Annotated in this window: 23 protein-coding genes, 1 tRNA gene and 1 pseudogene; 5 read left to right on the top strand and 20 right to left on the bottom strand. The window is 70.0% G+C overall.

Features of this window, described 5'->3' with window-relative positions; genetic code table 11:
• Nucleotides 1–4: 4 nt before the first annotated feature.
• From V5F67_RS13760 to V5F67_RS13750, 3 genes are all read right to left on the bottom strand, one after another.
• On the bottom strand, nt 5–1,288 hold the full coding sequence (locus V5F67_RS13760; protein WP_394017247.1) for an O-acetylhomoserine aminocarboxypropyltransferase: 1,284 nt from the start codon (nt 1,286–1,288) through the stop codon (nt 5–7).
• Between the two features lie 83 nt (nt 1,289–1,371).
• A complete protein-coding gene (locus V5F67_RS13755; protein ID WP_394017248.1) occupies nt 1,372–1,911 on the bottom strand; it encodes a CoA-binding protein in 540 nt (179 codons plus the stop codon).
• 61 nt (nt 1,912–1,972) lie between these two features.
• Nucleotides 1,973–2,749, bottom strand: coding sequence for a TatD family hydrolase (locus V5F67_RS13750; RefSeq protein ID WP_394017249.1), 777 nt, complete (start codon nt 2,747–2,749; stop codon nt 1,973–1,975).
• A gap of 295 nt (nt 2,750–3,044) precedes the next feature.
• Here V5F67_RS13750 and V5F67_RS13745 point away from each other — a divergent pair, with 295 nt between their 5' ends.
• On the top strand, nt 3,045–3,632 hold the full coding sequence (locus V5F67_RS13745; protein ID WP_394017251.1) for a biotin transporter BioY: 588 nt from the start codon (nt 3,045–3,047) through the stop codon (nt 3,630–3,632).
• A 3-nt stretch (nt 3,633–3,635) separates the two neighbouring features.
• Here V5F67_RS13745 and V5F67_RS13740 read toward each other — a convergent pair whose 3' ends face one another.
• The 8 genes from V5F67_RS13740 to V5F67_RS13705 all read right to left on the bottom strand — a co-directional run bounded on the left by V5F67_RS13740 (nt 3,636) and on the right by V5F67_RS13705 (nt 11,524).
• Complete coding sequence (locus V5F67_RS13740) at nt 3,636–4,535, bottom strand: alpha/beta fold hydrolase (protein ID WP_394017252.1); 900 nt, start codon at nt 4,533–4,535, stop codon at nt 3,636–3,638.
• Between the two features lie 8 nt (nt 4,536–4,543).
• Nucleotides 4,544–5,098 (bottom strand): DUF2087 domain-containing protein, encoded by a 555-nt coding sequence (locus tag V5F67_RS13735; RefSeq protein WP_394017254.1) that lies wholly within the window; start codon nt 5,096–5,098, stop codon nt 4,544–4,546.
• A 374-nt stretch (nt 5,099–5,472) separates the two neighbouring features.
• The gene (locus tag V5F67_RS13730) at nt 5,473–5,973 is read right to left on the bottom strand and encodes a hypothetical protein (protein ID WP_394017256.1); all 501 of its coding nucleotides are present in this window, start codon (nt 5,971–5,973) and stop codon (nt 5,473–5,475) included.
• Between the two features lie 111 nt (nt 5,974–6,084).
• The gene (gene metG / locus V5F67_RS13725) at nt 6,085–7,641 is read right to left on the bottom strand and encodes a methionine--tRNA ligase (RefSeq protein WP_394017258.1); all 1,557 of its coding nucleotides are present in this window, start codon (nt 7,639–7,641) and stop codon (nt 6,085–6,087) included.
• 50 nt (nt 7,642–7,691) lie between these two features.
• Entirely contained in the window at nt 7,692–8,741 is a 1,050-nt protein-coding gene (locus V5F67_RS13720; protein WP_394017259.1) for a DNA polymerase III subunit delta', read from the bottom strand.
• Nucleotides 8,738–9,379: a dTMP kinase gene (gene tmk / locus V5F67_RS13715; protein ID WP_394017261.1), complete on the bottom strand. Its 642-nt coding sequence runs from the start codon at nt 9,377–9,379 to the stop codon at nt 8,738–8,740. Before tmk ends, V5F67_RS13720 begins: the two co-directional genes overlap by 4 nt.
• Entirely contained in the window at nt 9,379–10,626 is a 1,248-nt protein-coding gene (locus tag V5F67_RS13710) for a D-alanyl-D-alanine carboxypeptidase family protein (RefSeq protein ID WP_394017263.1), read from the bottom strand. The genes tmk and V5F67_RS13710 overlap by 1 nt, the downstream gene beginning before the upstream one ends.
• Entirely contained in the window at nt 10,616–11,524 is a 909-nt protein-coding gene (locus V5F67_RS13705; RefSeq protein WP_394017268.1) for a septal ring lytic transglycosylase RlpA family protein, read from the bottom strand. The genes V5F67_RS13710 and V5F67_RS13705 overlap by 11 nt, the downstream gene beginning before the upstream one ends.
• Nucleotides 11,525–11,879: 355 nt before the next feature.
• Here V5F67_RS13705 and V5F67_RS13700 point away from each other — a divergent pair.
• Nucleotides 11,880–11,969, top strand: a tRNA-Ser gene (locus V5F67_RS13700).
• A 7-nt stretch (nt 11,970–11,976) separates the two neighbouring features.
• On the opposite strand, the pseudogene V5F67_RS13695 reads toward V5F67_RS13700, so the two are convergent.
• The 9 genes and pseudogenes from V5F67_RS13695 to V5F67_RS13655 form a co-directional block, all read right to left on the bottom strand.
• Nucleotides 11,977–12,108 (bottom strand): annotated as a pseudogene (locus V5F67_RS13695) (thiamine pyrophosphate-binding protein); the annotation flags it as partial.
• Between the two features lie 152 nt (nt 12,109–12,260).
• A complete protein-coding gene (locus V5F67_RS13690) occupies nt 12,261–13,478 on the bottom strand; it encodes an acyl-CoA dehydrogenase family protein (RefSeq protein WP_394017269.1) in 1,218 nt (405 codons plus the stop codon).
• An 18-nt stretch (nt 13,479–13,496) separates the two neighbouring features.
• Nucleotides 13,497–13,904: a hypothetical protein gene (locus V5F67_RS13685; protein ID WP_394017271.1), complete on the bottom strand. Its 408-nt coding sequence runs from the start codon at nt 13,902–13,904 to the stop codon at nt 13,497–13,499.
• Nucleotides 13,901–14,380 (bottom strand): hypothetical protein, encoded by a 480-nt coding sequence (locus tag V5F67_RS13680; RefSeq protein ID WP_394017272.1) that lies wholly within the window; start codon nt 14,378–14,380, stop codon nt 13,901–13,903. Before V5F67_RS13680 ends, V5F67_RS13685 begins: the two co-directional genes overlap by 4 nt.
• A 6-nt stretch (nt 14,381–14,386) precedes the next feature.
• Complete coding sequence (locus V5F67_RS13675; protein WP_394017273.1) at nt 14,387–15,382, bottom strand: ABC transporter substrate-binding protein; 996 nt, start codon at nt 15,380–15,382, stop codon at nt 14,387–14,389.
• A gap of 18 nt (nt 15,383–15,400) precedes the next feature.
• Nucleotides 15,401–16,237 carry an ABC transporter permease gene (locus V5F67_RS13670; RefSeq protein WP_394017808.1) on the bottom strand — a complete coding sequence of 279 codons (837 nt, stop codon included), beginning with the start codon at nt 16,235–16,237 and terminating at the stop codon, nt 15,401–15,403.
• Nucleotides 16,238–16,242: 5 nt separating this feature from the next.
• Nucleotides 16,243–17,082 carry an ABC transporter ATP-binding protein gene (locus tag V5F67_RS13665; protein ID WP_394017275.1) on the bottom strand — a complete coding sequence of 280 codons (840 nt, stop codon included), beginning with the start codon at nt 17,080–17,082 and terminating at the stop codon, nt 16,243–16,245.
• Nucleotides 17,083–17,216: 134 nt separating this feature from the next.
• A complete protein-coding gene (locus V5F67_RS13660) occupies nt 17,217–18,548 on the bottom strand; it encodes an aspartate aminotransferase family protein (RefSeq protein WP_394017277.1) in 1,332 nt (443 codons plus the stop codon).
• 318 nt (nt 18,549–18,866) lie between these two features.
• The gene (locus V5F67_RS13655) at nt 18,867–19,859 is read right to left on the bottom strand and encodes a LysR family transcriptional regulator (protein ID WP_394017279.1); all 993 of its coding nucleotides are present in this window, start codon (nt 19,857–19,859) and stop codon (nt 18,867–18,869) included.
• 223 nt (nt 19,860–20,082) lie between these two features.
• On the opposite strand from V5F67_RS13655, the gene V5F67_RS13650 reads away from it, so the two are divergent.
• The 3 genes from V5F67_RS13650 to V5F67_RS13640 are packed head-to-tail and all read left to right on the top strand — an operon-like array spanning nt 20,083 to nt 25,359.
• The gene (locus V5F67_RS13650; protein WP_394017281.1) at nt 20,083–21,516 is read left to right on the top strand and encodes an aldehyde dehydrogenase; all 1,434 of its coding nucleotides are present in this window, start codon (nt 20,083–20,085) and stop codon (nt 21,514–21,516) included.
• Nucleotides 21,517–21,559: 43 nt separating this feature from the next.
• Nucleotides 21,560–23,641, top strand: coding sequence for a hydantoinase/oxoprolinase family protein (locus V5F67_RS13645; protein WP_394017282.1), 2,082 nt, complete (start codon nt 21,560–21,562; stop codon nt 23,639–23,641).
• A gap of 2 nt (nt 23,642–23,643) precedes the next feature.
• Complete coding sequence (locus V5F67_RS13640; protein ID WP_394017283.1) at nt 23,644–25,359, top strand: hydantoinase B/oxoprolinase family protein; 1,716 nt, start codon at nt 23,644–23,646, stop codon at nt 25,357–25,359.
• The last annotated feature ends 5 nt before the right edge of the window (nt 25,360–25,364 follow it).

Below are 25,364 nucleotides of genomic sequence, written 5' to 3'. Positions count from 1 at the left end.
AGGATCAGACCTTCGCCAGCGCCTGGTCGAGATCGGCGATGATGTCGGCCGCGTCCTCGATGCCGATGGACAGGCGCACCACGTCCGGCCCGGCACCCGCCGTCACCTTCGCCTCGTCGGAGAGCTGGCGGTGGGTGGTCGAGGCCGGGTGGATGATGAGCGAGCGCGTGTCGCCGATATTGGCGAGGTGCGAGAACAGCTCGACGTTTGAGACCAGCCCCACGCCCGCCTCGTAGCCGCCCTTGAGCCCGAAGGTGAAGACCGCGCCGGCGCCCTTGGGCAGGTACTTCGTGGCCAGCGCATGGTAGCGGTCGCCGGAAAGGCCGGGATAGCTCACCCAGGCGACCTTGGGATGGGCGGCGAGATATTCCGCCACCTTCTGCGCGTTCTCCGAGTGCTTCGCCATGCGCAGCGCCAGGGTCTCGATGCCGGTGAGGATCAGGAAGGCGTTGAAGGGCGAGAGCGCCGGCCCGAGGTCGCGCAGGCCCAGCACCCGGCAGGCGATGGCGAAGGCGAAGTTGCCGAAGGTCTCGGCCAGCACCATGCCGGCATATTCCGGGCGCGGCTTCGACAGGAAGGGATAGCGATCGGTGGCCATCCAGTCGAAGGTGCCGGCGTCCACGATCACGCCGCCGATGGAATTGCCGTGGCCGCCCAGGAACTTGGTGGCCGAGTGGACGACGATGTCGGCGCCGTCCTTGATCGGCTGCCACAGGTAGGGCGTCGCCAGCGTGTTGTCGACGATCAGCGGCACGCCCGCCTTCTTGGCGATGGCGGCGATGGCGGCCACGTCCGTCACCACGCCGCCGGGATTGGCGATGCTCTCGATGAAGATGGCCTTGGTCTTCGGCGTGATCGCCCGCTCGAAGGACGAGACGTCGTCCGGGTCCGCCCAGGCGACGTTCCAGCCATAGCTCTTGAACGAGTGGGTGAACTGGTTGATGGAGCCGCCATAGAGCTTGCGCGAGGCGACGAACTCGTCGCCCGGCGTCAGCAGGGTGTGGAACACGAGGTGCTGCGCCGCATGGCCCGACGCCACCGCCAGCGCCGCCGTGCCGCCTTCGAGCGCGGCGACGCGCTCCTCCAGCACCGCGTTCGTCGGGTTGGTGATGCGGGTGTAGATGTTGCCGAAGCTCTGCAGGCCGAACAGCGAGGCCGCATGGTTCACGTCGTCGAAGACGAAGGACGTGGTCTGGTAGATCGGCGTCGCCCGCGCGCCCGTGGTCGGGTCGGGCTGGGCCCCCGCATGGATGGCGAGGGTGGCAAATCCGGGTTCGCGCTCGGTCATGGGTGTTCTCCCCTTTTCGGCCTTCGGCGGCTGTCGTTTTCTTAAGTCACTTGTGATTTGAATAAAATAGCGAAATTTTCATGCTATTTCGTGCCTTGCGGCCCGCGGGCGATGGAGAGACGCTGCACGCCGCCGCCCAGCAGCTTCGGCCGGCGCGCCGAGATGGTGCGGGAGTTCACCCCGGTCCAGCCGATCTCGCCGGAGAGGCGGCCATACTCGATCTTCGGGCAGCGGTTCATCACCACCTGCATTCCCGCCGCCTCGGCCCGCGCCGCCGCCGCGTCGTTGCGCACGCCGAGCTGCATCCACAGCACCTTGGGCAAGGGCGAGAGCGCGAGCGCCTCGTCCAGCACCGCCGGCACGTGCTCGGGCGCGCGGAACACGTCCACCATGTCGATGGGCTCCGGAATGTCCTTGAGCGTGCCGTAGAAGGTGAGCCCCGCCACCTCCTTGCCCGCCTGCCCGGGATTGACCGGGAACACGCGGTAGCCGCGCTCGGCGAGGTACTTCATGACGAAGTAGGAGGGCCGCGCCGCGTTGGCACTGGCGCCGACCACGGCGATGGTGGAGACGCCTTCGAGGATGGAGCGGATATAGGCGTCGTCGTAGCGGTCGTGGTCCATGGCTCTCTCCTCGCCCCCTCGTGGCGCCGGCCGTCGCCGAGCTATAGCACCCCGGCGGGAGTCATGGCTTCGCCTTGGAGAACAGGGTGAAGAAGTTGGCCGTGGTGGCGGCGCCGATCTCCTCCAGGCTCGCGCCGCGCGCCGCCGCCAGCGCCTTGGCGGTCTCGCGCACGAAGGCCGGCTCGTTACGCTTGCCGCGATGGGGTGTCGGCGCGAGGAAGGGCGCGTCGGTCTCCACCAGAAGCCGGTCCGGCGGCAGGCTCGCTGCGATGGCGCGCAGGTCCTCGCTCTTCTTGAAGGTGATGACGCCGGAGAAGGAGACATAGCCGCCGAGCGCCACGGCCCGGCGCGCGAGGTCGGCACCGCCGGTGAAGCAGTGCAGCAGGAAGGGAAAGGCGCCCTTGGCGCTCTCCGCCTCCAGGATGGCGGCGACATCGTCGTCCGCCTCGCGGGCGTGGATCACCAGCGGCAGGCCGGTCTCGCGCGCGGCGGCGATGTGGGTGCGGAACCCGTTCTCCTGCGCGTCGCGGGGGCTGGTGTCGTAATGGTAGTCGAGCCCCGCCTCGCCGATCGCCACCACCTTGGGATGGGCCGACAGGCGCACGAGGTCGGCCGCCGTCACGTCCGGCTCTTCCGCCGCCTGGTGCGGATGGGTGCCCACGGAGCAGAAGACGTTCTCGAACCGCTCGGCGATGGCGCGGATCTCGTCGAACCTCTTCACCCGCGTCGAGATGGTGACGAGGTGGGAGACGCCGGCCGCCCGGGCGCGCGCCACCACGTCGGGCAGCTCGGCGGCAAAGTCGGGGTAGTCCAGATGGCAGTGGCTGTCGACGAGCATGGTCGCAATGGAAACCGCAATGGATGGGATGGAGGCAGCGGAAGCCGCGCATCCGGCCTTCACATAGGCGCATCGCCGCGCCGCGTCGAGGCGTGCCGCGCGCGGTGTCCGCGCCGGCCGACTCCCCTCCCCGCAGGGGGATGGCTATCCGCTGAAGCCGATATCCGGGCCGCAAGACGGGCTTGACCCGGACCGCCCGGGGTGCATACCGGATCGGCAGCGCTCCGGCCTCGTCCGGCCGGGCGGATGCCTGAGCGGGTCTTCCGGCTCGGATCGATCTTTCCAGGACCCGCTCATGACCGGCCCAGCCCCCTCCCCCGCGTTCCGCCCCGCCTTCGTGCGCCTCGCCGAGCACACGCCGGCCTGGACCGCCGCGGTGGTGGTGATCGCGGTGGCGCTGATCGCCTGGAGCGCGCAGCTCACCATTCCGGTGGAGCCGGTGCCGATCACGCTCCAGAGCTATGCGGTGCTGACCATCGGCGCATTGCTGGGCGCGCGCCTCGCCTTCCTGGCGCTGGTGGCCTATGTGGGCCTGGGCGTGAGCGGCCTGCATCTGTTCGCCAACGGGCGCACCGGGCTCGAGGTGCTGACGGGGGCCTCCGGCGGCTTCATCGTCGGCTTCATCGTCGCGGCGGTGCTGGTGGGCTGGCTCCAGGAGAACTGGGCGCGGATGAACATCGTCAGGCTGCTCGGCGCCATCCTGTTCGGCCACGCGGTCATCATGGCGCTGGGGGCCGGCTGGCTCGCCTGGCAGAAGGGGCTGACCTTCGCCATCGACAAGGGCACCCTGCCCTTCGTGCCCGGCGCCGTCATCAAGTCCATCGCCGTGCTGGCGACCGTGATCGTGGTCGAGCGCCTCGCCGGCACCCCCCGCGCGCGGTAGCCGTCAGGCCAGGGGAAGCCGGGCGAGAAAGGCGCGCACGCGTTCCCGCATCTGCGCCATGTGCGTGAGCAGGCAGACGTGCTCGCCGCCCGGAACCGCCATCAGCTCCACCGACGGGTCGGCCGCCTTCAGCCGCTCCGCATGGGCGAACGGCACCACCCGGTCGCCGGTGCCGTGGACCGCCAGCACCGGCACGCCCATGGGACCCTGCGGGTGCTCGGGAAGCCCGGCGAACACCGCCACGTCGTTCGCCGTCCCTGGCAGGCGCGCGGCGGCCTTGCGCAGCACGCTTTCCTGGAGCGCGCGTAGCAGCGGCCCGGCCTCCGGATCGGCGAGCGTGCGCCGGCATTCCTCCGGATCGAGGATCGAGGCGCGGGCCGCCCGCTCCGGCTGCCGGGCGGTGAGCCAGGCCATCAGCGGCAGCAGGCCGGGAACGCGCGACATCGCCCGGAGCATGGGCAGCCGCGCGCGCACCCGCGCCGGCACGTCGAGCCGGCCGGTGCAGGTGGACACCAGCACCAGCCCCGCGCACCGGCCGGGATGGCGGCGGGCGAAGGCGAGCGCGCTCGGGCCCCCGGCCGAAACGGCGATCACCACGGCCGGCCCGAGGCCGAGCCGGTCCAGCAGCGCGGCATGGAGGTCCGCCTGCGCCTCGGGGCGCAGATGGGCGCCGAGCGGCGTGCCCAGATAGCCCGGACGCGAAGGCGCGACCACGCGGAAGGCGCCGCGCCCTGCCGACGCGCCGCCGAGGACGGCCTCGGCCAGGATCAGGCCCTGGTCGAAGCCGCCCATGCCGCCATGGAGCGCCAGCACCGGCGGGCCCTGCTCCGCCAGCGCCACCTCCACCGGACCGAGCGCGGTCGCGATGACCGCACATTCAGCCCGCGCCATGCGGTCAGGCATGGCCGCCCTCAGTGCGCCGCGCGGCGGCCGAGATGGCGGATCAGCGCCAGCGCCTCGCCGGGCGGAGCCTGCTCCACCCGGCGATACTGGCGTCCGTCGCGGGTGCGCCAGAGCAGGCCGGCATCCACCAGGAACCGGCGCAGCAGCAGCGGGTCGCCGAAGCCATGCTCCATGGCGAGGAGGCCGTTCACCTCCTTCTCGGCCAGCGTCACGCCGCGCGGCAGGCGCGACCACAGCGCCCAGAGCGCGAGATCGCGCTGGCTTGCCTTGGACGGCCAGCGCGCGAGCCGCCCCGCCGCATCGAAATGGCGGGCGGTGCGGGCGACGCGCGTGAGGTCCACCGGGGCGGGCACGGGCACCGGCTGCTCGGCGGCCGCGAGGTGCGCGCGCGCCGTCTGCTGGGCGCGGAAGTGCTGGAAGTTCCGGAACCCCGCCGCGCGGGCGAGGATGTTCAGGAGCTCGACGTGGCTCGGCTTCTCGCCGGCGGTGCCGATCTCACGCCCGAGCATGCGGGCGAGCGCCGAGACGTCCTCGGCGACGTAGGGAAAGACGGGTCGCGACATGACAAGTCCTCGAAGGGGTGCCGAAGGGGTCTGTCGTGGTCGCTGGCTTGCGACATGGCACCGCGAGGCGTGTCAGGTCGAAGGAAATGGCAGGTTTAGCTTCCCGGGAGGGACAGCGACGCCTCGGTGAACTGCCGACCGAGGCCTCATATAGCGGCGCCGGCGCGCGTTTCAAGGGCTGCGGGGCCGCCTCGGGCCTGCCGCGGGTGCTCTCAAGGATCGGGTCCGGCTGCGCAGGTGCCGGCACTGGGCCCCGGCGCGTCATCGCCTTGCGCCGGGCGCCCGCGCCACGTCGGAGAGCCGGCGCCCGGCGCAAGACGCCGCCGCAGGCGACCTTGTCCCCGCCGGCAACCGGAATTGGACGCAGGCGCGCCTCACGCGGACTCGGAAATCTCCGCCTTCAGCGCATCCGCGTCGGACGACGGCATGGTGATGGGCTGCACCTTCTCGCCCGGACGGCCCGGATTGGTGACGATGGAGGCCTCCAGGGAGACCGTCACCGTGCCGCCGGAGGTGTTGAACACGTAGTCGAGCCGGAACGCGGCGTCGGAGGAGGCGCCGTTGGTGCGCTTCAGCGCCTCGTCCGGCGGCAGGCGCTTCTCGGCGACGAGATGGGACGGCTGGTCGACGGTGATGGCATAGTCGCGCGCCCGGCGGGCGGTGGCGAGGCGCCCGCGCACCAGCGTCGCGTCGGCGCCGGCGAGCTTCACCTCGATGCGCGGCACCGCCGGCCCTTCCGGCACCGGCGCGGGCTCCAGCGGCGCCATCTGCGGCGTCAGGTCGTAGCCGGCGCTGGGCGCGGGCGAACGATCGCTGGCGCAGCCTGCCACCAGCAGCGCCGCGACGATCGTGCCCGCGGTCCTTACGCTCCACATACTCGTACCCTCGCCGTCTCGGTCACATCCGGACAGTCTAATTGAAAGAAGGTTAAGGCATTTTTCCGCCCGGTGCATCCAGGCCGCCGATCAGGGCGGCCCGACGCACCGTCACGCGCCGGCCTCGGGCTCCACATAGCGAGGGAAGACCCCCACCGGCGCGGGCAGGATGCGGCGGGCCGGAAGCCGGCCCGCCGGCCCCAGCGCGGCGAAGCTGCGCTCGGCCTCCGGGGCCGCCACGAGATCGAGCAGCGCCGCGGCGCTCTTCGGCATCACCGGCTGGGCCAGGATGCCCACCTGCCGCACCACCTCCGCCGTCACCCACAGGACGGTGGCCATGCGGGCGGGATCGGTCTTGCGCAGCGCCCAGGGGGCCTGGGCGGCGAAATACCGGTTCGCTTCCGCCACCACGTGCCACACCGCGTTGAGATAGAGGTGGATGGCCTGCGTCTCCATGGCCTCGCGGGCCTTCTCCAGCATGCCGTCGGCGAGCTGGAGCATGGCCTCGTCCTCGGCCGAGAGCGGCCCCGGCTCCGGCACCGCGCCGTCGAGGTTCTTCGCCACCATGGAGAGCGAGCGCTGGGCGAGGTTGCCGAGGTCGTTGGCGAGGTCCGCGTTCATGCGGTTGACGATCGCCTCGTGGCTGTAGGAGCCGTCCTGGCCGAACGACACCTCGCGCAGGAAGAAGTAGCGGATGGCGTCGACGCCGTAGGTAGCCGCGAGGTCGAACGGGTCGATCACGTTGCCCACCGATTTCGACATCTTCTCGCCGCGGTTGAACAGGAAGCCGTGGCCGAACACGCGCTTCGGCGCCGTGAGCCCCGCCGACCACAGGAAGGCGGGCCAATAGACCGCGTGGAAGCGGATGATGTCCTTGCCGATCACGTGCACGTCGGCCGGCCAGTAGCGCTTGAACAGGTCGGCCTGCGTGTCGGGATAGCCGAGCGCGGTGATGTAGTTGGTCAGCGCGTCCACCCACACATACATGATGTGCTTGGGATCGCCCGGAACCGGGATGCCCCAGTCGAAGGTGGTGCGCGAGATGGAGAGATCCTGCAGCCCGCCGGCGACGAAGCTCACCACCTCGTTGCGCCGCGCCTCCGGCATGATGAAGCCGGGATTGTCGCGGTAATAGGCGAGCAGCCGGTCCTGGTAGGCCGAGAGGCGGAAGAAGTAGCTCTCCTCCTCCACCCACTCCACCGGCGTGCCCTGGGGGCCGAGGCGCACGCCGTCGGCGCTGAGGCTGGTCTCCTCCTCGGCGTAGTAGGCCTCGTCGCGCACCGAGTACCAGCCGGCATAGGTGGACTTGTAGATGTCCCCGTTCGCCGCCATGCGTTCCCAGATCGCCTGGGACGAGCGATGATGGCGCTCTTCGGTGGTACGGATGAAGTCGTCGTTGGAGAGGTTGAAAGCCTCCACCATGGCCTGGAAGCGCGGCACGTTCCGCGCCAGCAGCTCGCGCGGGGTCAGGCCCGCCTTCTGGGCGGTCTGGAGCATCTTGATGCCGTGCTCGTCGGTGCCGGTCAGAAAGCGCACGTCATAGCCGTCGAGCCGCTTGAAGCGGGCGATGCAGTCGGTGGCGATCGCCTCGTAGGCGTGGCCCATGTGCGGCACGCCGTTGGGATAGGCGATGGCGGTGGTGATGTAGAACGGCAGCTTCTGCGACATCAGGGGGCTCTTTGGCGGTGTTCTCTCGGCCGACGGGTCCGCCGTCCGTGTCAGGCGCGCACGGCGTCGGCGAGATCGGCGAAGACCCGGAATACCAGCGCCTTGCGGTCGAGGTTGAACACGTCCGCCTCGGCCGCGCTGCGCCGCACCTTCTCCCACACCTCGCCGAGGCGGTAAAGGCGATGGCGGCCGAGGTCGCCGGCCGCCGCGCCGGCGGTGGTGCGCTCCGCCACGAAGTCGCTCACCGCCTCCACGAACAGATCGAGCCCGTCGGCCCGGTCCCCCTGAAGACGCGCGCCGAGGGCATGGAGTTCCTCCGACTTGACGTTCGGCAGCTGCTCCAGGGCCCGCAGGGTGGCGGCGCGCACCTCCATCCCCTCCCCCCGCGCCAGCACGATGGCGCGGCGCACGCTGCCGCCGGAGGCCTGGGCGGCGGCCGGCAGCAGCGCCTCGTCGAGGTCGCCAACCTCGCCCTTCAGGTGGTCGAGCGCGGCGAGCACGTCCTCGGCGCCGAGGGGCCGCATGCGCACCAGGCGCGTGCGCGAGCGGATGGTGGGGAGCACCCGCCCGGGCGCGTGGGAGATCAGCAGGAACAGGGCGTTGGGCGGCGGTTCCTCCAGCGTCTTCAGCAGCGCGTTGGCGCCGAAGGCGTTGAGATCGTCCACCGCGTCGACGATGCACACCCGCCAGCCGCCGGCCGCCGCCGTGGAGCCAAAGAAGGGGCGCACCCGGCGCACCATCTCGGCGGGAATGAGGGTCGGCACCTTCTCCTCCCCCGCCTCGGCCACGCGCCGCAGCACCAGGAGGTCGGGATGGGTCAGGGACGCCACCTGCCGGAACACCGGATGGCTTGGCGACAGCGAGAGATCGTGCGCCGCGTGGGCCTCGGCCGGCCCGGCGAGAACGGTGCGGGCGAGGCGGTAGGCGAGCGTCGCCTTGCCGATGCCCTCCGGGCCGCCGATGAGCAGCGCGTGGGGCAGCCGCCCGGCACGCCAGTCGCCCAGCAGGTCCGCCTCCAGCGCGGCATGCCCGAACAGGCGGTCCTGGGCGCGCGGGGCCGGCGCGTCGGCGAGCACGTCGGCGGCGGGCGCCTCGCTCACGACGCGGCCTCTGGAGCGAGGCGCTCGGCGGCAAGGCGCGCGATCTCGGCAGCCACCTGATGCGCATCACCCGAGGCGTCCACCACCACGCAGCGGGCGGGATCGGCGGCGGCGCGCGCCAGGAAGGCGGCGCGGATCTTCTCGTGGTAGTCCGCGCCTTGCTTCTCGAACCGGTCGGCGACGGCGCCGCGCCCGGCGGCGCGGGCGAGGCCGATCTCGGCCGGCACGTCCAGCACGAAGGTGAGGTCGGGGCGGGCGGCTGCTGCCGCGACCTGCTCGAGCGCGTCGAGCAAACCGTCGGGAACGTCGCCGAGCGCGCCCTGGTAGACCCGCGTGGAATCGATGAAGCGGTCGCAGACCACGGTGCGGCCGGCGGCGAGCGCGGGCACGATCAGCATGTCCACATGGTCGGCGCGGGCGGCGGCGAACAGCAGCGCCTCGGCCTGCGGCCCCAGTGGCTCGGCGGCGCCGGACAGGAGCACGTGCCGCACCGCCTCGGCGCCCGGGGAGCCGCCCGGCTCGCGCGTCTCCACCACCTCCCGCCCGAGCGCGCGCAGGTGCGTGGCGAGACGCCGGGCCTGGGTGGACTTGCCGGTCCCCTCCCCGCCCTCGAAGGTGATGAAGCGGCCGCGGGGCATCAGTGCAGCTTCGCCAGCACCTTGCCCACCACGTCGCGGATGCCGTCCCCGGTCAGGGTCATGGCGCCGTCGAACGCCCGGCGCGCCAGCGAGCCGGAGGGCACGTCCGACATGGTGTAGAGCGGCACCTCCAGCACCTTGGCCTGGCCGCGCGAGACGGTGAGCGTGCCGACCTGGGTATCCTTCGCCACCGGCGCCACCAGCGGCCCGCGATAAGTCACGCGCGCCACCACGCGCTCGGTGGAGACGCGGGAGGCGAGCACGTAGACCGGCCCACGGGCGGCGAGGCCGACCGAGCTTGCCGCGCCGCCGAACACCTTGGCGCGCGCCACCTCCCTGCCGCCCGAGAACAGCGCGCGCTGCTGGAACGACTGGAAGCCCCAGTCCAAAAGGCGCTTGCCCTCGTCGAGGCGCTCCTTCTCGGTCTTGGCGCCCAGCACCACGGCGACGAGGCGCTGCTTGTGGGCGCCGCCCACGGCGGAGATCAGGGCGTTGTTGCCGACGTCCTTGAGCCAGCCGACCTGGAGCCCGTCGGCGCCGATGCCGGCTTCCAGGAACGGATTGCGGTTGCGCTGGCGGATCTTGTTCCAGTCGATGCCGGGCCGGGCGAACACCGGGTAGTAGTCCGGGAAGGTGCGGATCACATATTGGGCGAGGGTCGCGAGGTCGCGCGCGGTGCTCACCTGCGCCGCGTCGGCGAAGCCGGTGGCGTTGCGGAACACCGTGTTCTTCATGCCGATCTTCTGCGCGGTCTCGTTCATGAGCCGCACGAACACGCTCTCCGAGCCGCCCACGCCCTCCGCCAGGGTGAGGGCCGCATCGTTGCCAGAGATGGCGAAGGCGCCGGTGAGCAGGTTGTCCACCGAGACCGGCTTGTTCACCTCGGCGAACATGGCCGCCCCGCCCGAGGGGCCGCCGCCCCGGCGCCAGGCGTCGGGGCTGACGAAGAATTCCGTGTCGAGCTTGATCTTGCCGGACTTCAGGCGGTCGAACACCACGGCGGCGGTCATCACCTTGGCAAGGCTCGCCGGGGCGATGGGCCGGTCGGCCTCCTTCTCGTAGAGGATGGTGCCGGTCTCGTAGTCCACCAGGATCGCCGACGGCGCGTTGGACTGGAACCCGCCCTCGGCGGCGGCGGTCCGGCCGGTCAGGCCGGCGCAGACGAGGAGCGCGGCGGCCAGCAGCGCCCCGGCGCGGCGCAGGGGGGGCGCGCGCCAGCCGGCCGGGCGGGAGGCGTCAGCGTCCATCCGCGGGCACGCCGGCATAACCGAGGCCCGCCACGGGCGCCGCCCCCTGCGACCAGCCGGCCGCGGCGACCGTGGCGCCGGACGGGGTGGACCGGGACGGTGCCGGCGCATCGGCGCGCGGCGCGCCGGCGGATTCGCCGAGATCGTAGGGCCGGCTGAGGGGCAGCGGCGCGCTCTGGCTGCGCGGCATCACTTCCTTCACCTCGGGCACGAAGGATCGGGCCGAGGCGACCATGACGCCGGAATTGCCGTTGAGCTCGGCGGGCTTGCCGTCGTCGCGCAGGGTCAGCGCCAGCTTCTTGTCGTCCGAGCCGTCGAGCGGGGCACGGCCGACATATTCCACCCGGACCTTGGCGAGGCCATTGCCCTGGAAGCCCAGGAGCTCGGCGGTGCGGTAGGACAGATCGATCAGGCGGTCGCCCACGAAGGGGCCGCGATTGTTCACGCGCACGATGATGGAGCGCTTGTTTGAAAGGTTCGTGACCCGCACGTAGGACGGCAGCGGCAGCGTCTTGTGGGCGGCGGAGACCGAGTCCATGTCGAAGATCTCGCCATTGGCGGTCTTGCGGCCGTGGAAGTCCTTCCCATACCAGGAGGCTGTCCCCTCGGCGATATAGTTCGGATTGTCCTGCGGCACATACTGCTTGCCGCCGATGGTGTAGGGCTTGCCGATCTTGTAGTGGCCGCCGCCCCTCGGCACAGGGTCGCCGTCCGCCACCACCCTGGGGCTGGCCGAGACGCCGAGCTCGGGATCGATGGTGGACAGCTTGTCGGCGACGCTGCAGCCCGCGAGCGCCAGCCCGGCGATGACGAGGGCCGCCGCAGGCGGCAGCCCCGGCCACCTGCCGCCGCCCGACGGGGCGCGGCCCGGTGCCTGGCGGTCCGACGTCAGCTCCATGCCTGCCCCTCATCCGTGCCGGCGCGCGGTAGCAACAGCGCGCGAATGCGTAAGGTCCGAGGCGGATGCTCCGCCGATCCGGTCAAAGGGCGGGTCAAAGTCGGCGAAAATGCGGCATTAAGGGGAATATGGTGAACAGCGCCCTAACGGAACACGGTATCGAGATATAGGTGAGGATGGCGGGTCCCATGGCGCGACGCCATCGGCGGCTTGGAAAGTGCGCGACGATCCGCGTCTTTCTGTGCGATCAGCCGCCCTCCCCGCGCCGATCGCGGTCCGACGTGCCTCGACGCCAGGGGAGGCCATGGGGTAAGAGCGTGCAGCCGATGCCCGCGCGCAGCGGGCGCGGAAATGCGGAAGGGTGGCCGAGTGGTTTAAGGCAGCGGTCTTGAAAACCGCCGTGGTGGCAACGCCACCGTGGGTTCGAATCCCACCCCTTCCGCCAGCGGGATTCATACCGGTGATCTGGTCACCGCCGGGGTGATGACCACCATCGGCGCGTGATTGAGGAACGCGCCGGCGACTCCCGTCACGGGGTTGGTGACGCCGGGGCCGTTCTGGCCGATGCACACGCTTGGCCGGCCGCGGGCGCGGGCTTAGCCCTCCGCCATCAGCGCGGCGTTCTGCTGGTGGCGGACCTGGACGAAACGGATACCCGCCCCGGGGAAGATATCGAGGGGACCGGTGAAGGCGGAGCCGGAACTGGTGACCGGCAATTGGTCGGCAGGCGCGCGGATCAGATCTTCTCCGTCAGGGACGGCGGCCGCCCATTGACGAGGAAATCGCCGAGCGCCCGGTACTTCATCGCCACCGGGTCGTGGGTGGTATGGGTGCGGGCGTTGCGCCAGTGCCGATCGAGATTGAGCTGGCGGTCCGTGGCGGAGGCGCCGAACATCCGGAAGATGCCTTCGCTGACGCGCAGCGCGGCGGCGGTCGCGACCGCCTTCGCCGCCGCAACCGCAAGCGAGGCGGAAACACAGGCTTCCTCGTAAGCGGGTGCATCCGGCGCGACCGCCGCGGCAACCTCCAGGGCCTCTGCCGCATGTGCGATCGCGGCGCCTGCGGCGCGTGCCTCCACGTCGAACTCGCCGGCGGCGTGCAGCAGATAAGGATCTTCGCTCACCACGTCCGGAGCACCTGCGGCTGGCGCCCGCGCCATGGCACGCAGGTGGCGCAGGCCATCGTCCAGGGCGCCGCGCGCGATGCCCGCATCGATCGCCGCATGGCAGAGCTGCGCCGTGGCTGAAAGGTGCGTGCGGCGCCGACCCCAGAGCATCAGCGCGAAGGCGTCCCCGGCCGCCACCGCAACGCCGTCGAACCGGACCGTTCCGCTGCCTGTGGTGCGCTGTCCCATTCCGTCCCAGTCGTCCTGGACCGCAACGCCCGGCCGGTTGATGGGGACCACCGCCACCATCTGGCGCCCGGCCTCGTCCAAGGCGAGCACATAGATGGCATCGGCGACGAGGCTGCCGGTGCAATAGTGCTTGACGCCATCGAGGCGCCAGCCCTCCCCTTCCCGCGCGAGCCGGGTGGCAAATGTCGCCGGTGTCTTCCGTCCCCGCTCGGCAATGGCATTGGTGAACACCGCGCCGCCCATCACCTGCCGCCAGAGCCGCGTGCGGTGTTTCTCGCTGCCCTCGAGGCGCAGCAGCTCCATGAAGAAGAAATGCGATTGGAGGCTCTGCGCCACGTTGGGGTCGGCGGCCGCGAGGTTGATCATGATCGCGGCGAGGTCCCGGAAGCCGGCGCCGGGGCCGCCAAGTGCGGCCGGAACCCGCGCCGCCTGAAGCGCGTGGGCCCGCACGATGTCCACCTCCGCATGGGGGATGACGCGGTCGAGATCGCGCCGCGCCGCGCCGGCGGCGATCAGCGCGGCGGCGCGCGCGGAGGCGGCGACGAGGTCTGCGGCCGCCTCGGGCGGGGGCGGCGCCTTCGGCGGAAGGATGGCATCCATCGGGCAGGCTCCTGCGGTCTATCTGCGGGCCGCAGTGTAGTCGGCGATCACCAGATCGGGAGCCCTGACGTCGCCCGAGGCCGCCTTGGCCTGCGCCAGCAGGCCGAGCGCCGCCTCGCCCGCCGCGAAGCCTCCGGGCGCGCCGCCGCGCACGAACGGCGCGCGCAGCCGCTCGATGCCCTCGAGCGCCTCCAGCAGCTTCGGGGCCATGAGCCTGAACCGGGTGAGGTCGATGGCGACCAGGTACTCGGTGTGGACGATGTCCGCGTCCTCGCTCCTGAGGCCGAGGATGTGGAGCGCCCGGTTGACGTAGTGGTTCGCGGCCAGCATGGCGCCGTCGATCCGGATCTCGTAGTCGCGGGGCTCAAGGCGCGCGAGCGAGCGCTCGATGCGCGCGGCCTTCGCCAGATGGGCTTCGGGCGTCATGGGGCGCCTCCCCCGGATGCGGCGTGGTTGGGGATGAGGGGCTTCAGGATCGCCATGAGGTCGCCGTAGGCCGCTTGGCACAAGGCGACCACGTCGGGCATGATCGCCTCGCCGCCGCGCACATAGACCTCGCGCAGGTCCTCGATGGCGGTGAGGTAACCGCTCGCCTCCTCCAGCACCGCGGGGACCGGCCGCGCCACCGGCGGCAGGCCGAGATGGATCACGTCGCCCGGCGCCGCCATGACGAGGCGCCACCGGCCGTCCACCGGCTCCGGCTCCACGTAGATGCCGGGAATCTGGTGCGGGTAGAGGCGGCCGGGCTCGGTCACCCCCAAGGCGTGCATGGCGGCGTTGAGCGCCTGCGTTCCCGCGGTCATGCAGGTCCACATGTAGAGCTCGAAGTCATCCTGCGGATCGAGCCGGCCGAGGAGATCCTCGAGCCGGCCGACCTTCTCCATATGGACCGCGATCTCCATCGCCGGTCACATGTTCGCCGGCAGGGAAACCGCCTTGGGGTCCACCTGGGCCATCAGCTCGGGATAGAACCAGGCCTTGTAGTCGAACGGCTTCTTCAGCCGCCCGTCCGCCAGCATGGCGTCCACCACCGCCTTCGACTGGTTGTAGGACTGCTGGTCGAGCTTGTAGGAGAACGTCACCTTGGTGAGCAGCTCCTTCACCAGCGGCTCGGGCAGCTTGAGATAGTCGACGATCACCTTGAGCACCTTGTCGGGGTCGTTCCTGATCATCAGGTAGGCGTCGTGCAGGCCGCCCATGAAGGCGAGGCTTTCCTTCTTGTTGGCCTCGATCCAGTCGCGGTTCATGTAGACGTAGCCCACGTCCTGGAAGATGTCCTCATTGGTGAGAAGTATCTTCGCGTTCGGCAGCTTCTGCACCGCGCGGGTCAGCCAGGGCTCCCAGCAGGAGAAGGCGTCGATCTGGCCGCGCTCCAGCGCCGCGATCATCTCCGGCGGCTCGATGGGGACGATCCCGGACGTGAAGTCCTTGGCATCGAGCTTGTGGTGCTCCAGCGCCCGGCGCCACATGAGCTCGCTTGCCGACCCGGTCTCGACACCGATCTTCTTGCCGGCGAGATCTTTCAGCGACCCCACCTCCTTCACCGAGACGATGCCGAAGAAGCGGTCGTAGGAGATCATCTGGGCGACGCAGACCACCTTGGGGCTGACCAGATGGGTGCGGATGCCCGGCAGCGAGGAGGCCATGGCCGCGTTGGCCTGACCGCCGATGACGAACGGCACGGTCGCGCCGCCCGAGGGACCGGTGGTCAGCTCCAGCTCGACGCCGCGCTTCTTCATGATGTCGGTCTGGCTGAGCAGGTAGAAGGGCGCGAACCCCGGATCGACGCCGGTGGCGATGCGCATGGCCGGCGCCGCCTTGGCGATGGTCGAGCCGAGCCCGATCTGGGTGATCAGCGGCAGGGCCGCGCCGGCGGCCAGGAAGTTCCGTCTCGTCAACGACATGGCTGTGTTCCCCTGTGATTATATCTGCGGCGAGTAGCGGCCCGCGAAGGTGGAGATCGCCCAGCGGAACAGCCGGTCCATCAGGAAGCCGAGCGCGGCGAGCACCATGAGCGCGACGAAGATGTCGTCGATCAGCATGTAGAGCCGCGCCTTCCAGATGAGTGACCCGATGCCGTTGTTGGCGGACACCATCTCGGCGGCGACGATGGCGGTGAAGGCGTTCGACATGGCGACGCGCATGCCGGTGAGGATCATCGGCACGGTGGCGGGCAGGATGACGAACGCGAAGGTCTGCACCGGGCCCGCGCCCAGCGTCTTGGCAGCGCGGATCTTGTTCTTGGAGATGCCGGCGACACCAGCCGCCGTGGTGATGAGGACGATGAACACCGTGGCGTAGAAGATGATGAAGACCTTCGATTCCTCGCCGATGCCGAACCAGATCACCGCCACCGTGATCATCGCCACCGCCGGGATGAAGCGCAGCGTCTCCAGCATCGGGTCGAGCAGAACGCGCATCAGCCGCGACGAGCCCACCAGCAGCCCGAGCGCCGCACCCACCAGCGAGCCGAGAAGGAAGCCCACGAGGATGCGCCCGAGGCTGGCGGCGATCTCGGAGAGGAGATCACCCTCCACCAGCATTTCGCAGGCGCGCCGGAACACCGGCAAAGGCGGCGGGAACAGCACCGAGCGCACCAGGTAGACCGAGGCCACGTGCCAGGCGCCGATAAGCAGCGCGAAGCCGGCGAGGGTCAGAAGCGGCGTGCCGAGGGCAAGGCGCCGGCGGGCTTGGGTGGGGCGCGATGGCGCGGCATCGATGGGAGCCCGCCCCGACGGGCGCTCGCCGGCGGTGTCCATGGCGCTCACGACGCGCCTGCGGGCGCGGGGGCGTGGATCTCGTCGCGCAGCAGCCCGTGGAGCTGGCGGTAATATTCGGTGAAGGCGGGGCTGGTGCGCTCGCGCACCTCCGGCAGGTCGATCTCGACGATGGCCTTCAGGTTGGAGCGCGGTCCCGCGCGCATGACGCCCACCCGGGTGCCGAGCATGATCGCCTCCTCCACGTCATGGGTGATGAACAGCGCCGTGGTCTTGGTGCGCCGCCAGATGTCGCGCAGGCTCTCCTGCAGCAGCAGGCGGTTCTGCGCGTCGAGCGCGCCGAACGGCTCGTCCATGAGCAGGATGCGCGGCTTGGTCACGAACACGCGGGCGATCTGCACCCGCTGCTTCATGCCGCCGGAAAGCTCGGCGGGAAACTTGTCCTCCTGGCCGGCGAGGCCCACGAGGGCCAGCATGGCGCGCGCCCGCTGGCGCCGCGCCTCGGCCGGCATGCCCTGCATGCGCAGGCCGAACTCGACATTCTGCTGCGCGGTGAGCCAGGTGAACAGGCTGTCGTCACCCTGGAACACCACGCCGCGGTCCGGTCCCGGCCCGGCGGCCGGCGCGCCGAAGATGGACAGCGTGCCGCCGGAGGTGGTCTCGAACCCCGCCACCATGCCGAGCGCCGTGGTCTTGCCGCAGCCGCTCGGCCCCACGAGGCAGAAGAACTCCCCCTCCGCGATGGCGAGGTTCAGGTTCGACAGCACCTCGCTCTCGGCTCCGCCACGCGACTGGAAGGCCTTGCGCACGTTGCGGAAAACAATGGCGCCGGGCGATGGTGCTTCGCTCGCCTGTGGCGGCGCGGCGGTGTCGGTGGCTAGGGTCACGCGGCCTCGCGCCTCTTCCAGTTGAAGTCGAAAACCCAAGTGGAGAAGCCAAGAATTCTACGCGTCATCTCAGCTTCTCTGACTGCTGTTTGGGAATAACAGCTAGAATTTCCTCCCATCACGACTTGCGGACATCAGCCCGGTGCGTGGCTTTCGTTCACGGTGGCGAGGGCACGGCCGAGGCGGTCGAGCGCCTGGTCCACCTGCTGCGGCGTGATGACGAGCGGCGGCGTGACCCGCAGCGTGTTGCCGAAGACCCCCGTGGTGGAGATGAGGACGCCGTTCTTCAGCGCCTCGGCCTCCAGCTGCTTGGCGAGCTTGGGGGCCGGCGTGCGATTGTCGTCGGCGACGATCTCCATGCCGATCATCAGGCCGAGGCCGCGCGCATCGCCGAGGATGGGGAACTTCTTCTTGAAGGCGCGCAGGCCCTCCAGGAACTGGGCGCCGGCCGCCTTCGCGCGCTCGGCGAGGTTCTCCTTGCGCAGCACGTTCATCACCGCCTGGCCGGAGGCCATGCCCAGCATGTTCTTGGCGCCGTAGGTGGTGAAATGGTCCGCCGGCTCGAAGGCGGTGCCCAGCTCCTCGGTGGCGATGAAGCCGCCGAGCGGCACGCCGCCGCCGATCGCCTTGGCGAAGGTCACCACGTCCGGGCTGGTGCCGAAATGATGGAAGGCGAAGGGCTTGCCGGTGCGGCCGAAGCCGGTGAACACCTCGTCATGGATGAGGGTCACGTCATAGCGCTTCAGGATCTCCTCGACCTTAGGCCAGTATTCCGTCGGCGGCACGATGGCGCCGCCGACGCCGAGCACCGGCTCGCCGATCATGATCGCCGGCTCGCCCGCCACGGAGGTCTGGATCGCGGTCTCCACCGCCTCCGCGCACTTCACGCCGCAGGTGGCGGCATTCAGCTTCAGCGGGCAGCGGTAGCAATAGGGCGCGGGAACGTGGGTGATGCCGGGAAAGGTGCCGTAGGGCCCCATGCCACGCTTCTGCTTGGCGATGCCGGTGAGCGCCAGCGGCAGCGAGGTGCGCCCGTGGAAGCCGTGCTGGATGGCGAGGATGCCGAAGCCCTTCTTGCCCCGGTTGACCGCGTGCTTGAGGCCGATCTTGATGGCGCCGTCGGCGGATTCCGCACCGCTGTTGGCGAAGAAGACGCGCTTCATCCCATTGCCGGCGTATTCGCAGATGTCCTTCGCCAGCTCCAGCGTACGGCGCGAATGATACCGGCCGGGGATATGGACGATGCGGTCGAGCTGATCGCGGATGGCGGCGACGATGTCGGGATGGGCATGGCCGACGGAGGACACGCCCGGCCCCGCCTCCAGATCGATGAAGCTCTTGCCGTCCTCGTCGATCACCTCGGCGCCGGAGCCCTTCTCGATGGCGGGCATGATGTTCTGGTTGACGACGAGGTAGTTCTTCAGCTCGTCGATGCTCTGGCCCTGGTCATTCTGGAGCACGCTCATAACGCCCTCGATCTGACGGCCGCCCGCGCCGGCGGCCGGTTTGGAAACGGTGTCGATGTGCGCGAAGGGCCGCCCCGCTTCCGGACACCCGCTTCGGTTCCGCGCGCAGCGGAACGGATTGCGGGGGAGCCTAGACAAGCGGTCGTGGAGGGCTAATTGCGAATTGCGCTAACAGCTATGCCCGTGGCCGCGCGGCCAATGGAGCGCAAAAGGCCGGTGCCGCGCCGGCGGCGGGACGCAGCCTTCGGGACAAATGTCCGGCCGTGAGCCTGTGCCGACGCCGCCGCGCCGATGGAGCCGCGCCTACTAGAGCCGCGCCTACGCGCCGTCGAGCGCGGCCGCCATGCGTCGCGGCGCCGCCGGCGCCACCGGAGGAGCGAGGTTGCGCTCGTCCCCCTGCCCGCTCCAGCGTGTATCGCGCATATGCGCCTCAAGCTCGCTGTTGAGCAGCTCGATGAGCTTCTTCGACAGCAGCGACAGGCTGGCCTTGGGCGAGATGGCGATCACCACCGGCCGGCTGATGAACGGCTGCACGATGCGCGCGGCGGACAGCTCGCCGCGCTCGATCTCCTGGCTCACGGCGGTCAGCGACATGATGGAATAGCCGTGACCGCTGCGCACCAGCTCCTTGATGGCGCCGATGGAATCGAGCTCCACCTCCACCGCGATGTTCAGATCGCGCTTGAGCGCCTCGGCCTCCACCCGGTCGCGCAGGCGGCTCGGGCGGTCCGGCATGATCAGCGGCAGGCCCGCGACGTGGTCGAAGGGACAATCCTTCTGCGAGACCAGTGGATCGCCCGCCGCGCCCACCAGATACAACTCCTCAAGGAAGACTTGCTGGGAGCGCAACTCGCCGCGTTCTTTCGGATCGCACACGATGCCGACATCCACGCGACCAAATTCTAGCCATTCGCAGATCTGCGAGCTCCAACCATCGACCACCTTGAGATTTGCGCGCGAATACTGTGCCCTGAATTTGGTCACCACATTGGCGATGAAGCGCGAGCCGAGCTGCTGGGGAACGGCCAGCGTCACCTCGCCCAGCGGCACCTTCTTGCTCGCCTGGACGTCCGCCTTCACCTGGTAGAGATCCTGCATCAACGTGCTGATGCGGCTGTAGAATTCCTGCCCGGCCGGGTTCAGCGTCACGCCCCGGCCGTCGCGGTCGAACAGCGGCACGCCCAGTTCCTCCTCCAGCTTGCGGATCTGGCGGCTCAGCGCCGGCTGGGCAATGTGGGCGACCGACGACGCGCGGCTGAAGCTCTTCAACTCGGCCACGGTCATGAAATAGCGCAGCTGGCGAATCTCCATGCCACAATATCCTTCGCTTAGCTGGCACCCCAGCAGGCCGAAGCAATTTGCATGCCGCCGCGACGCCACTGCGCGGCCGGCGGAGCACCCGGTATAGCTGTTATCTCCAAACGGCAGTCAGGGCGGCGCCGGAAGGCGACTAGCTTTTCGCCCCATGAGAAACGCACCTCTCGGCGCCCCGCAGCCGGAAACGATCCCCGCCCCTGCTCTTCCCGAATACCCCATGGTGGTCGCCGGCGAGCGCCGCGCCGCCGCGGATGGCGCCTGGTTCGAGACCGAAAACCCATACACCGGCAGGCCCTGGGCGCGGGTGGCCCGCGGCGGTCCCCTTGACGTGGAGGCGGCGGTCGCCGCCGCCGACACCGCGTTCCGCTCCGGCTCCTGGCCGCGCCTCACCCCGGCCCAACGCGGGCATCTGCTCCTGAAGCTCGCGGACCTCGTGGAGCGGGACTTCGAGCGTCTCGCCCAGGCCGAGATCCGCGACAACGGCAAGTCCATCGTCGAGGTCCGCGCGCAGGTGAAGGGCGTGGCGGCGGTCTACCGCTATTATGGCGGCCTCGCCGACAAGATCGAGGGCGCCGCCATCCCGGTCGACGACAGCCAGTACCTTGTCTACACGCGCCTGGAGCCGCTCGGCGTCATCGCCGCCATCACGCCCTGGAACTCGCCGCTGCGCCTGCTCTCGCTGAAGCTCGGGCCGGCGCTGGCAGCGGGCAACACGGTGGTGGTGAAGCCGTCCGAATTTACCTCCACCTCCACGCTCGACTTCATGGACCTCGTCGCCGAGGCGGGCTTTCCCGCCGGTGTCGTGAACGTCATCACCGGGCTCGGCGCCGAGGTGGGCGCGGCGCTCGCGGCGCATCCCAAGGTCGCCAAGGTGTCGCTGACCGGCGGCACGGAATCCGGCCGCAAAGCCTATCTCACGGCCGCGGGAGACCTCAAGACCGTGACGCTGGAGCTGGGCGGCAAGTCGCCCAACATCGTCTTCGCCGACGCCGATCTCGACAAGGCGGCGGAAGGCGCGGCAGCCGGCGTGTTCGGCTCCACCGGCCAGACCTGCATCGCCGGCTCGCGGCTGCTGGCTCACGCATCGATCGCGGAGGAGCTGACCCGCCGCATCGCCGCCCTCGCCGAGGCCCGCCGCCTGGGCGATCCGTGCGACGAGACGACCGAGATCGGCCCGGTGGCGACCCGGCCCCAGTTCGACAAGATCCTGGACTATATCGCGGTCGCCAAGAGCGAAGGTGCCGAGCTCGTCACCGGCGGCGCGCAGGCGACCGGTGCGGGCCTCGGCGATGGCCTGTTCATCGCGCCCACCATCTTCAAGAACGTGCGCAACTCCATGCGCATCGCCCAGGAGGAGGTGTTCGGCCCAGTGCTCTCGATCATCCCGTTCGAGAGCGAGGACGAGGCGGTGGCCATCGCCAACGACATCCCCTTCGGCCTCGCAGCCGCGCTCTGGACGCGCGACCTCGCCCGCGCCCACCGGGTGGCGGCGCGGCTCCAGGCCGGCACGGTGTGGATCAACACCTATCGCCGCAACGCGCCGCAGGTGCCGGTGGGCGGCTACAAGCAGTCGGGCGTCGGCCGCGAAAGCGGTGCCCTCGCCATCAGGGAGTTCATGCAGTCGAAGTCCGTGTGGGTGGCGCTTGCATGAGACTTGCTTTGCTCACCGCTCGGCCATTTCGGGATCGGCGTAAATGATTACCATCGGATTCGACATCGGCGGCACCTTCACCGACATCGTGGTGGAGGATGAGGCCAGCCGGAAAATGACCTTCCTGAAGGTGCCGACCAGCACCGGCCGCCCCGCGGAAGGCGTGGCCTCGGGCCTCGACCAGGTGCTGGAGCGGCTCGGCCGCAGCGCCGGCGATGTGGGCGGGCTGCTCCATGCCACCACCATCGCCACCAACGCGATCCTGGAGCGCAAGGGCAGCCTCACCGGCCTCATCACCACTGCGGGCTTCCGCGACATCCTGCTGATCGGCCGCCAGAAGCGCTACAACACCTACGACCTCTATCTCGACAAGCCCGAGCCGCTCACCCGCCGCCGCCACATCGCCGAGGTGGTGGAGCGCGTGTCCTACGAGGGCGAGGTGCTGACGCCGCTCGACCTCGACAGCGTCGACCGCTGCGTCGCCGCGTTCCTTGCCTCCGGCATCGAGACGGTGGCGGTGGCGCTGCTGCATGCCTACGCTAACCCGGCCCATGAGCGGGCGGTGCGCGATCGCATCCTTGAGATCGCGCCGCAGCTTTCCGTGAGCCTTTCCTCGGACGTGTCGGCCAAGATCCGCGAGTATGAGCGCACCAGCACCACGGTCGCCAACGCTTACGTGAAGCCCATCGTCGCCGATTATATCGGCGCGCTCCAGCGTGCCCTCGCCTCCCGCACGCTGCCCACCGACATGCACATCATGCAGTCCAACGGCGGCCTGGTGACGCCGGAGCTGGCGTCCGAATTCCCGGTGCGCATCGTCGAGTCCGGGCCGGCGGCGGGCGTGCTCATGGCGGCGCGGGTCGGCCTCGACGAGGGCGTGCGCCATGTGCTCACCTTCGACATGGGCGGCACCACGGCCAAGCTCGGGGCGGTGGACGATGGCGAGCCCGTCATCGCCCCCGGCTTCGAGGTGGACGCGCGACACTTCCGCAAGTTCTCCGGGCTGCCGCTGAACATCCAGGCCATCGAGCTTTTGGAGATCGGCTCCGGAGGCGGCAGCATCGCCTCCACCGAGGCGGGGCTGATCCGCGTCGGCCCCAAGAGCGCGGGCGCCTATCCCGGCCCGATCTGCTACCAGCGCGGCGGCGAGAAGCCGACCGTCACCGACGCCAACCTCGTGCTCGGCTACCTGAACCCGGCGCGCTTCAATGCCGGCGCCATGGTGCTGGACGTCGCCGGCGCGCGCGCGGGCATCGACCGCGAGATCGCGGCGCCGCTGGGCCTCTCAGTGGAGGAAGCGGCCTGGGGCATCCATGCGGTGGCCAATTCCAACATGGAGACCGCCATGCGCGTCATCTCCGTGGAACGCGGGCGCGATCCGCGCCTCCATGTTCTGGTGGCGTTCGGCGGCGCCGGCCCGCTGCATGCGGCGCGGCTCGCCCGCGCCCTGCGCATTCCGAAGGTCATCGTGCCCATCGGCGCGGGCGTCGGCTCGGCCATCGGCCTGCTGAACGCCGACCACCGGGTCGACACCTCGCTGACGCGCATCCTCGCGCTCAGCCCCGAGAACGTGCCGCAGGTCGAGGCCATCTTCGCGCAGCTGGAAGCGGACGCGCGGACAGAGCTGGCGCGCCTCGGCGAGACGGAAGGGGTGCGCTGGCGGCGGCAAGCCTACATGCGCCATGTGGGCCAGGGGTTCGAGATCAAGGTGGACCTTCAGGGCGATGCCGCAGACCCAGCGGCCTATGTCACGGCGGCCCGCGCCGCCTTCCAGGCGGTCTACCAGCAGGTCTACGGCTACATCGACGACGAGGCGCAGATCGAGGGCGTGGACTGGCTCGTCACCGCCACCGCGCCGAGCCGTGCGGAAGCCGGCGATGCAACGGCCTATGTGCCGGCATCGTCCGGTCCCGCCGTGACCGGGGCGCGGCCCATCTACCTCCCCGAGGCGGCTGGCTTCGTCGAGGCCAAGGTCATTGACCGGTATGCCATGGTGCCGGGTGACCGGTTCGCGGGCCCGGCCGTGGTGGAGGAAGGCGAATCCACCACCGTCGTGCTGCCCGGCGACAGCGTCGCGCTCTCCCCCTCCGGCCACCTCGTGGTCACCATCGACAAGCGGAGCTGAGCATGGACCAGGCCGTGGCACGCCCCGCACCCGTGGGCAACGGGAAGAAGATCGACGCCGTCACCCTCTCGGTGTTCTGGAACCGGCTTCTCGCCATCACCGAGGAGATGGGATCGACACTGCGCCGTACCGCCTTCTCGGACGCGGTGCGCGAGGGCGACGACTTCTCCACCGGGCTGTTCGACGCCAAGGCGCGCCTGATCGCGCAGGGCAATTTCACCCCCGGCCACACCGGGGCGATGCCCTCGGTGGTCCAGACCATGCTGAAGCTGTTCCCGCCGGACACGCTGAGGCCCGGCGACGCCATGCTGTCCAACGACAGCTTCATCGGCTCCGGGCACTTCCCGGACATCTTCCTCGTCACCCCGATCTTCAAGGGCTACGAGATCATCGGCTACTCGGTCTCCATCGCCCACCACGTGGACGTGGGCGGCTATGCGCCCGGCTCGCAGGAGGTGGCGGGCGTCACCTCCGCGGTGCAGGAGGGGCTGCGCATCCTGCCGGTGAAGGTGATCCGCCAGGGCGAGTTCGACGCCGACATCCTGCGCATCATCTGCGGCAACGTGCGCGTGCCCGAGAAGCTGATGGGCGACCTGAAGGCCCAGCGCAACGCCAATTACGTGGGGGCCCAGCGGCTGCTCGAAGTCCACGAGAGCTATGGCGCGGAAGTGGTCGAGGCGGCGGTGGAGGAGATCCTCGCCAAGTCCGAGGCGCGCATGCGCGAGATCATCGCCGCGCTGCCGGACGGCGCCTACGAGTTCGAGGACTGGCTCGACGATTGCGGCCCCGGCTCGCCGCCTATCCGCGTGCATGTGGAGATCCGGATCAAGGGCGACGGCATGGAGATCGACTTCTCCGGCTCCGGCGACCAGGTCCAGGCGGGCATCAACTCCTACATCAACTATACCACGGCCTACAGCACGTTCGCCGCCAAGGTGCTGATGGATGCCCTCCTGCCGCAGAACGACGGCGCCTCGCGGCCGATCAAGGTCATGGCGCGGGAGGGCTCGTTCTTCAACCCGGTCTATCCGGCGCCGAGCGGCGGGCGCGCGGCGGTGCAGATCCGCATCTTCGAGGCCACCAACGGCGCGCTCGCCAAGGTGCTGCCGGGAAAGACCATGGGCGCCCACGCCCACTGGTCCAACCCCAACATCTCCGGCATCGACGACCGCACGGGGCGCCAGTTCCTCCAGTACGACCTGATCTTCGGCGGGCTCGGAGCGCTCTCCTACAAGGACGGCTGCGAGGCCATGTCGCCGGTGATGAACTGCTCCAACATCCCGCTGGAGATCCTGGAGGCCAACAGCCCGGTGCTGTTCCACCATCTCGGCTTCATCGCCGACTCGTCCGGCCCCGGCACGTACAGGGGCGGCTGCGCCATGCGCAAGGACATCGAGATCGTCAACTCCCGCGCCCTCGTCACCCTGCTCGGCGACCGGCACATCAACCGGCCGTACGGCATCCACGGCGGCAAGCCCGGCGGTCTCGCCACCACCATGCTCATCCGCGAGGGCATCGAGACCCCGCTCCAGTCGAAGGAAACGCGCTGGCTGAAGAAGGGAGACGTGGTGAGCTTCCGCCTCTCCGGCGCCGGCGGCTACGGCGATCCTGCCGCGCGCGATCCGGAGCGGATCCGCGAGGATCTGAAGGACGGCTACATGACGCCGGAGGGCGTGAAGCGGGACTATCCCGGCGTCGATCTCCCTGACGAGGACTGAGCGAG

Origin of the sequence: Xanthobacter pseudotagetidis, from assembly GCF_043194795.2 — a bacterium.
Classification (GTDB): domain Bacteria; phylum Pseudomonadota; class Alphaproteobacteria; order Rhizobiales; family Xanthobacteraceae; genus Xanthobacter; species Xanthobacter tagetidis_A.
This window is presented reverse-complemented; position numbering and strand designations above follow the sequence as displayed.